Source organism: Microbispora sp. NPDC049125, assembly GCF_040802045.1.
Lineage (GTDB): Bacteria > Actinomycetota > Actinomycetes > Streptosporangiales > Streptosporangiaceae > Microbispora.
Window position 1 is genome coordinate 76,503 of sequence record NZ_JBEZDW010000039.1, and the last position, 8,013, is coordinate 84,515.

Here is an 8,013-nt window from a genome sequence, read left to right on the forward strand (position 1 = left end):
ATCGGCCCATTATGACTTCCTGGGCTCCCAGCGGAACCACCTCCTGATCGAGAGCAGCGCGATCCCCGCCCACACCGCCAGAACCAGAGTCGGTACGGCTGCCGCCTCCATGTCGGAGCCGAGTGTTCCCGGCCCGTAGGAGGCGCGGACCGCCTCCACCACCGCGCTGGTGGGCAGGGCGGCGAGGAATGGGTGCAGCCAGGAGGGCAGCAGGCTCGTGATCGAGCCCATCGCTCCGGACGCGAGGCCGGCCAGGAAGAAGAACGGCATCGTCATGGCCGCCGCGAGCTCCCCGCGCGGGATCGCGGCCGTCCACGCCACCCCCAGTGTCGCCAGTACCGCCGAACCGGCGACCGTGAAACCCGCGAACAGCACCGGATTCCTCGGCAACGGCACATCGGCCAGGAGGTGTACGGCCAGGGCCGACACGATCACGAGCGCGACCGTCTGCGTGACGGTGTTGGCGACCTCGCCGAGGAGGATCTGCCGGTCGGTGAGCCGGGTGGCGCGCAGCCGTTTGAGCAGGAGCTGGTCGCGGCGCATGGTCAGGGCGACGGTGACGTTCAGGAACGCGGTCCCCGACAGGATGAGCGCGAGCGTTCCCACGAACATCTGCGCCGCGGCCGTGACGCCGTCGGCCTGAACGTTGCGCATCAGCGCCGGCATCCCGACCGCCAGCCCCAGCGGGGTGATCACGGAGGCGAGCAGCATGCCCTTGTCGCGCCAGAACAGCCGGGCGCTGAGCTTGTAGGTGGCCGTGAGGCTCATCGGCGTGGGTCCCATCGGAAGAGGAAGCGGACGGCGACCAGGCCGAGGAGGGCCCAGACGGTCAGGTCCAGGACGGGCCCGGTCAGTGTCGTAAGCTCGCCGCCCCGGTAGGCGAGCCTGGCGATCTCGACCATCGCTCCGGTCGGCAGCAGGTCGAGTGTCCACTGGACCCAGCCGGGGAGGAGGCCGGTGACGAACGGCCCATATCCTCCGGCCCCGACCACACTGGCCAGCATGAACGGAATCGTGGCGGGGGCGTTCAGATCGGGGCGGCGGGTCACGATCGAGAAGACGACGCCGATCAGCGCCAGCACCCCGGCCACCGCGACGACGCACGCCGCGAACAGCAGCGGCAGCTCGGGTGGCGGGAGGTAGGTGAAGGTGTAGAGGATCACCGAGACGAGGGCCGACAGGAAAGTGGCCTGCGTCACGACGTTGACCAGCTCGCCGCCGACGATGGCCCGCCCGCTCAGGCCCGAGGCGCGTAACCGCTTGAGAACCAGCAGCTCCCGCCTGGTCGACAGCGTCACGGCCGTCTGGGTGGTCGCGACGATGGTCAGGACCATGGCGAGCATGCCGAGATGCATGCCGAGCACCATCTCCACGTCGCGGCTCCCGAGCGAGGCCGCCATCAGTAACGGCAGGCCCGCGCCCAGGCAGACGCTGAGCACCGCGATGCCGCCGACGGCCCGCCCGTCGCCCCAGAACAGCCGCCCGCCCAGCCGCGCCACGGCAAACACCTCACGCACGGGCGTCACCACTCCGGGGAGGGCGGTCACTTTGGGCGGGTGCGTCTTTTTGGGGTATCTCGTTGTTCTGGGCCAGTTCCAGGAACAGGTCTTCCAGTGAGGCCGTCCGGACCTCCAGGCCGCGCAGGCGCAGGCCGCGTTCGCTCGCCCAGCCCAGCAGCGTCTGGGCGGCCAGATCGGGATCGGCGGCCTGGACCAGGGCGAGCCTGCCCCGCACGGTCGCGGGCAGCGGCAGCTCACCGGGATGAATCACGGACGGCAGCTCGAACGAGACCCGCCCCACCCGCGCGGCCAGCGTCTCGGCCATGTCGCCGCCGACGACGATCTCACCCCTGTCCATGATGGCCAGGTTCGTCGCGAGTTGCTGGGCCTCCTCAAGGTAGTGAGTGGTCAGCAGCACGGTCGTGCCCCGGGCGGCGAGATCGCGGACGACCTCCCAGATGTTGCGGCGGGCCTCGGGGTCCATGCCGGTTGTCGGCTCGTCCAGGAACAGCACATCCGGCCGGCCCAGCAGGGCCAGCGCCAGGTCCAGACGGCGTTTCTCACCGCCGGACAGCTGCCGCACCTTCGTCTTCGCCTTCGCCGTCAGGCCCGCCAACTCCAGCGCCTCGCCCGCAGGGCGCGCGGCGGGAGTGAAGTCACGCCAGATCTCGACCGTCTGCCCGGCCGTCAGGTCGGGGAAGAATCCGGCCTCCTGCAGCATGATGCCGACGTTGCCGCGCAGCTGGGCGCGGTCCCTGATCGGGTCGAGGCCCAGCACCCTGACCGAACCGGCGTCCGGCTTCTGGAACCCGGTGAGCAGCTCGATGGTCGTGGTCTTGCCCGCGCCGTTGCGGCCGAGCAGGGCGAAGACCGTTCCCGCCTCGACCTCGAACGAGATGTCGTTGACCGCCTGGAATCCGCCGTAGCTCTTGCTGAGGTGGTTCACCTGAAGCGCTGTCACGCCTTGATCCTTCGCCGGGGGCGGCGGCGGGAACAGTGAGAAATTCACAACTTCGCGAGCAGCCGAGTAGGCGGTCGGTCACCGCCTGGGGGTTCTCGGGCGGATGGACACCGGCAACCGCGGTCAGGACGGCCGAGGGGCGCGCCGGTCCTTGCGCTGGGCGAGCTCTTCGTCATCGACGAGGGTGAGCATCGGCTTGCCGGGTTCGCACAGCATGGTGACGGTGAAGCGGAGCGGGATGTCGTCGCGGTTGTTGCCGTCCTGGTAGTGGATGACGTCGCCGCCCTGCTCCCAGAACGCCTGGCCGGCGCGCACGACCCGCTCCGGTTCGCCTTCCAGTTCCAGCAGCATCTCGCCTTCCAGGACGTAACCGAACGCCGGGCCGGAGTGCCGGTGCGGCGGCGTTCCGGGGTCGCCGGGCGGATACTCGATGACCACGGTCATCGCGTGGGCACCCTCCGGGATGAAGGGCGGCTCGGCCTCCTGCAGCATGGTGAGTGCCGTCTGCCAAGCGGTCGATCTCGACGTGGACATGGGACCACCTTCCGTTGATCTACTTTCCGGCGATGGTCCGGTCGAGCCATTCGCGGTATCGGATCTGGCCGAGGGCGGCGCCGTCATCGGGCACCAGGCTGCGCTCGCCCGGCACGCTGCCGAAGTAGGGCGCCTGCGGGTCGGTGACCACCTCGCGCGGGTCGCCCCACGCGGCCAGGGCCTCACGGAAGAACTCATCCATCCGGAACTGCTCGGGCCCGCCCACCTCCGCCATGCCGTTCAGCGGCGATCCCACCGCGACCCGGCCGACCGCCTGCGCGACGTCGTCCCCGGCCATGGGCTGGAAGAGCACGGGCGCCATCCGCACCGTGTCGCCGTCCGTGGCCTCGTCCGCGATGCTCCGGACGAACTCGAAGAACTGCGTCGCGTGTACGAGCGAGAACGGGATCGACGACTTCTCGATCAACTTCTCCTGAGCGATCTTCGCCCGGAAGTAGGGGTTCCCGGGCGGCCGCTCCGTGCCCACCACCGACAGCGCGACGTGATGGCCGACGCCCGCCTCCGCCTCCTCGGCGAGCAGGTTGCGGGTGGAGGTCGTGAAGAACTCCATAACGGCGGTTTCCTCGAAGGAAGGGGAGTTCGACACGTCGATCACCACCGACGCGCCCTTGAGCACCTCGGCCAGCCCTTCGCCGGTGAGAGTGTTGACGCCGGTGTTCGGCGACGCCGCCACCGCCTCGTGACCGTGCTCCCCCAGTTTCGTCACGAGCTTCGACCCGATGAGGCCGGTTCCGCCAACTACCACGATCTTCATCATGAGCCTTCCTGTCCGTCAGGGCATGTGGTCGCCCCCCATCGCCAGCCAAGACAAAGCAGCCCTCCGGCCTGTGACAGGTCCTGCGAAAGATCTCCAAAGGCCCGCTCCGCCCGCGTCAGCCAGTGGTCGGTCCAGCGCTGACTGGAAGGCGTTCATACGGCCCGACTTCGTCCTGGACGACCTCATCCTCATCCTGATGGCCAACGGCGGCCTGCACGCCGCAACGACAAACGCGCGGGTTGCCGCCTCCCGACGTTTCGCCGCGCTCGCGATTCGGGCGTTCCAAGCTTGACCGGCCTCAACGCGAAGCCCCGTAATCCGATCCGGCTCTGCCTACCCTCGTGAAAGCCGAGCCGAAGGAAATCTTGCGTCAGGCCCGGGAAAGCCGGACACCCCATCGAGGATGGCCCGCGGCCTGGTGGCCACGGGCAGACTTCACGCCAGCTCGGGAAACGTGCCTTGAGGGCTTTCGTAGTAGCGGGCGATGGAAGCGCGGTGAGGTAAACCACCGGGCTGAAGGTGGCGACGTTCCAGGCGGACGCCGGTACGTCGTTCAGCGAGCGCCAGAGCGCCCTCGATGTAAGGCGGGAACTCCTCGGGGTCTGGATCGAAGTCCCAGAGCATGCCCAGCTCTTCGAGGTCCCGCTTCAGTCGTTCGGGGTCTGTACTGTCGCTCCAGTGGGCGAACATCGGGACCAGGCGCTCGACGATGTGGCCGTCCACAGCATGGACGAAGTGGGAGTGGTAATTGACGTTGCGCTCCACACTGGCGATCGACGTGCCTTGCGAGAGCGTGTGCACCACGTCGCGCAAAATCCCGGCAGCGCCGTCCTCAACCATGATCGATCCACCGGCGGCGCGGCCGACTTCGATGGTGGCGAAACCTTGCTGTTCGGGATCCTCGGTGAGCCCCAGCCTGCCTAGCACCTCTTCAGGCGCGAGGTCGGCGATGAAGGTGAAACAGAACGATGCCCGTTCCCACCCAGACTGGCTCCACCATGCGTAATCGTCCGTGGTCGCTCCGCGGTCGCCGACGACGATCGACCGCCTGGAATGATGGCTTGTCCCATCGGTGACCGGATCGACGGGAATTCGGTGACCACAGCTTTCTTCCGTCTCGTCGTACAAGGCCAGGTGCGTGGGACACGGCCATGTACGACAGGTGGGACAGGTCTTGACTTCATCGAATGTGCAATCATCACAGCCGCGAGGCCTTCGGCTGTGCATGACATGGCGAGAGCAAGAGCGCCACTGGGCGACGGCGCCCAACTGGTGGAGGGCATCGACCCGAGCGACCGCTCGCTCGGCGTTCTCCGGGAAATCCGGCAAAGGAGCCTCTCGATAATTTGGAAACGGCGTAAGGAGCCTCCTTATTATCCCGGCTGCGATTGAGGACGAGCCTGCTCAAGGCACCCACGGTCAACTGCTCAGGGCTCCTGCGCAGAAGCCGCGATCATGCCGGTTGCTGTACGCGCTGCTGTACGCCATGCAAAAGGCCCTCCCGGGTGGACCGGGAGGGCCTTTGAGGTGGAGCCGCCCAGGAGGAGTGGGCGTTTTCGTCATGTCTGGCCTAGAACGGCCAGCTCGCCGAGGCTCCCGCCTCAAGCAGCGGAACCATCCGGAACGCCTGGTCGGTCAGCCCGCCGAAGGTATGCCGGTTCCCACTCCCAGACGGGGCGTGCCCCCGCTCATAACCAGCAAGGTTCCACGTGTACAGCGGGACGCGCGCGGGGACGGCCTGCCCCACCTCGCCGTACTGCGACTGGCTGGCCTGCTCGTCAGTGACGATCACCACCCGGTCATGACCCGCGAAGTGCTTCCGCAGCGCACCGACCGTGTCCGTGCCCCCGCCGAGGAAGTAGCCGTCGTTCTTCCACCTCTCCAGCGACCGCAGAAGCGACTCACCCTTCACCGTCGGGAAACTACGCGTCTTGGCGCCGGGCGTGTCGCCGTAGTACACCTGCGCCGAGGAGAAGGACACCACGTCGGCCTGGCCGCCATGACCGCAAGCGTGCCCGAGCGCGATGCCGAACAGCGCGGCAGCGTCCCACCGCATGAGCGTCCCGTCCTTGGAGAAGCCCGCATTCATCGACGATGAGGTGTCCACCAGGATCAGCGTCCGTCCGCCCAGGGCGGGGATGTTGCCCACACTGGCGGTGAGAGCCTTGTCCAGCGGGTGAGCCCACCGCAGCGACGGCGCCGCACGGTAGGCCGACAGGAACCGCATCGGCAGCTGCCGCGACCGTGCCACCTGCTCGGGGTCGGACAGGAGGGCGGCGACCCGGGCGGCGACGTCGTCGGACACCCCAGCCTGGTCGAAGTTGCGGAGGTTCCGCAGCAACGCCATGTAGCCCATCGACGGGATGATCGCCTCCCACGCCTCCGCGTCCATCGGCCCCTGCAGCCAGCCGGCCAGCGCCTCCCACGTGATGCCGGCGCGGGTGAGCCGCTCGGGGGTGGCGAGTACGGCGCGCCGCTCGCCGCCGGGCAGGGCGAGGAGCTCGGCCCGCTCGCGGAGCATCCGCAGCGACTCCGGGATCGGGTTGTCCCGGCCGTGCCGCCGGTCAAGGGCGTGGGCGAACAGGTCGCCCTGCCACAGCCGCTTGTCGTCCGCCGGAGTCGGGTGGACGAGATCGACGACGTCGCCGAACCGGAAGCCACGGGCATCGCTGTCGTACTTCGCCAGGGACCGCTCGGTGTAGAGCCGCTGAACGGCGTCGGCCACGCCCCGCTTGACCGGCTTGGGGATGGCCCTGCCGTAGCGGGACGTCCAGTAGGCGAGGGCCTCGCCGGGCTCGTCGGCACGCTGCAGCACGCTGTTCACCAGCTGCCGGCCGAGTCCCTCCAGCCCGGCGTCGCGCCGTGCCTTGACCGCCTCCAGCGCGGCGACGATCGGGGCGGACCGCATGTTCGCCACTGTGCGGAGCCAGGGGAGGAAGCGGGCGAGCCACTCGTCGTCCTCGACGGCGACCTGGTGGACGAGGTGGCGGAACCGCTCATCGCGGGCGTTCTTGGCCTCGTAGAAGGTGTCTTCCCCGACCATGTTCGACACGGCCAAAAGGAAAAGCTCGCCCTTGGCGGATAGCGAGTAGCCGGGAGCGCCCTCGTAGGTGCGGCCGGTCGGAGTGGCCTCCGACGTGACGGGGCTGAATGCGGCCGGGCGCGTGGTGGAGGTGTTGAACTTCGACATGGAAACGGGCCCCTTCCGCAGTTGGGAGGAGCCCGCGTTCAGAGTTCGTGCCCGAGATCAAATCGGCGGAGGAACGTAAGTGCTCTAGGCCGCTGAGCTACCGCCACCGAGATGGCGGGCGGGATTCGAACCCGCGTCTCTCTCTTAGAAGGAGAAGTAACCTCTGCCTACGCACCGGGCACGCTCTGAAGTTGTGTTCCTCCCGAGATCAATGTGACGGCGGTGTTGCCCAAGCCGCAGGGCGTCGAAGGTGACCCTTTCGGGTCCCCTCCGCTCGGATTCGAACCGAAATCCATGAAGTAACCGCTGTCGGCGCACCGGGAGGTGCGTATGAAGTTGTGCCCCAGAGATCAGGAAGCGGCTCCGGCGTAGTTTCACCCAAAGAAGTAGCCGGGGCCATGCGCACCTGGGGATCAAGCTGTCGTCAGAGTAGCGGGTGCCCGCCGGAAATACCCGGTATTTTCCGTACCGGGTAGGCGTTATGCGCCTGGATCGCGCGGTTCGCTGGACATGGTGTCGGTAGATTGAGCGCCTTGCTGGGCAAGTTGACCCGTCATATGAGTCGAACGCCCGCTCACCCGGTGAGGGCGAGCGGGCGTTCAACTACCGCGCGTGTCAGTAGGCGCGGTGCCACCTCCAGCGGATGTCACCCGAGTTCTTCTCCATCTGGAAGCTCTGGAGCAACGCCCCCAAGGGTTTGCCCGATGATGACGACTTCCGGCGGGCGCTACTCAACCGAGCGGCCGAGACAGAGGGCAAGTCAGAGTCCCTACTCGTAAGACTGGCGTCCGAAAGAAGCCTGTCCGATCGGGACTGCACGCTACTCAGGTGCTTCAGACAAGGGGGTCGTCCCAACGTCGGCGATGTGCGGACCGCTTGCTGATCAGGCAATGACAACAGACTCTCGACCTGGTCTTGCAGGCTCTTCACCTGCGGTGACCGTCCGCCGCCGTGCCCCTGTGTCCAGGGTTGTCCGTTGGCGTTGTGACGCAGTTCGTCACGCAGAGAAGTGTGTGGGCCGGCTACATGCTGCGTAGCCGATCAACCGCTT

At 67.6% G+C, this 8,013-nt stretch carries 7 protein-coding genes and 1 tRNA gene; all 8 read right to left on the reverse strand.

From position 1 onward, the window contains the following. Positions 1-9: 9 nt before the first annotated feature. The 8 genes from AB0B72_RS33055 to AB0B72_RS33090 all read right to left on the reverse strand — a co-directional run bounded on the left by AB0B72_RS33055 (position 10) and on the right by AB0B72_RS33090 (position 7,138). Positions 10-768, reverse strand: coding sequence for an ABC transporter permease (locus AB0B72_RS33055; RefSeq protein WP_367743254.1), 759 nt, complete (start codon positions 766-768; stop codon positions 10-12). Continuing rightward, positions 765-1,517: an ABC transporter permease gene (locus AB0B72_RS33060; RefSeq protein ID WP_367743256.1), complete on the reverse strand. Its 753-nt coding sequence runs from the start codon at positions 1,515-1,517 to the stop codon at positions 765-767. The genes AB0B72_RS33055 and AB0B72_RS33060 overlap by 4 nt, the downstream gene beginning before the upstream one ends. Then, positions 1,510-2,460 carry an ABC transporter ATP-binding protein gene (locus AB0B72_RS33065; RefSeq protein WP_367743257.1) on the reverse strand — a complete coding sequence of 317 codons (951 nt, stop codon included), beginning with the start codon at positions 2,458-2,460 and terminating at the stop codon, positions 1,510-1,512. Before AB0B72_RS33065 ends, AB0B72_RS33060 begins: the two co-directional genes overlap by 8 nt. A 123-nt stretch (positions 2,461-2,583) precedes the next feature. Continuing rightward, positions 2,584-2,994: a cupin domain-containing protein gene (locus AB0B72_RS33070; RefSeq protein ID WP_367743259.1), complete on the reverse strand. Its 411-nt coding sequence runs from the start codon at positions 2,992-2,994 to the stop codon at positions 2,584-2,586. 19 nt (positions 2,995-3,013) lie between these two features. After that, on the reverse strand, positions 3,014-3,772 hold the full coding sequence (locus tag AB0B72_RS33075) for an SDR family oxidoreductase (RefSeq protein WP_367743260.1): 759 nt from the start codon (positions 3,770-3,772) through the stop codon (positions 3,014-3,016). A gap of 435 nt (positions 3,773-4,207) precedes the next feature. Continuing rightward, on the reverse strand, positions 4,208-4,900 hold the full coding sequence (locus AB0B72_RS33080; protein ID WP_367743261.1) for a DUF6461 domain-containing protein: 693 nt from the start codon (positions 4,898-4,900) through the stop codon (positions 4,208-4,210). Positions 4,901-5,342: 442 nt separating this feature from the next. Continuing rightward, entirely contained in the window at positions 5,343-6,962 is a 1,620-nt protein-coding gene (locus tag AB0B72_RS33085; RefSeq protein WP_367743262.1) for a TROVE domain-containing protein, read from the reverse strand. A gap of 112 nt (positions 6,963-7,074) precedes the next feature. Next, positions 7,075-7,138, reverse strand: a tRNA-OTHER gene (locus AB0B72_RS33090). Positions 7,139-8,013 lie beyond the last annotated feature (875 nt).

Excerpts from the sequence above, each read along its gene's own strand:
- AB0B72_RS33085 (WP_367743262.1), bottom strand. The coding sequence starts at position 6,962 with ATGTCGAAGTTCAACACCTCCACCACGCGCCCGGCCGCATTCAGCCCC.
- AB0B72_RS33070 (WP_367743259.1), bottom strand. The coding sequence starts at position 2,994 with ATGTCCACGTCGAGATCGACCGCTTGGCAGACGGCACTCACCATGCTG.
- AB0B72_RS33055 (WP_367743254.1), bottom strand. The coding sequence starts at position 768 with ATGAGCCTCACGGCCACCTACAAGCTCAGCGCCCGGCTGTTCTGGCGC.
- AB0B72_RS33075 (WP_367743260.1), bottom strand. The coding sequence starts at position 3,772 with ATGATGAAGATCGTGGTAGTTGGCGGAACCGGCCTCATCGGGTCGAAG.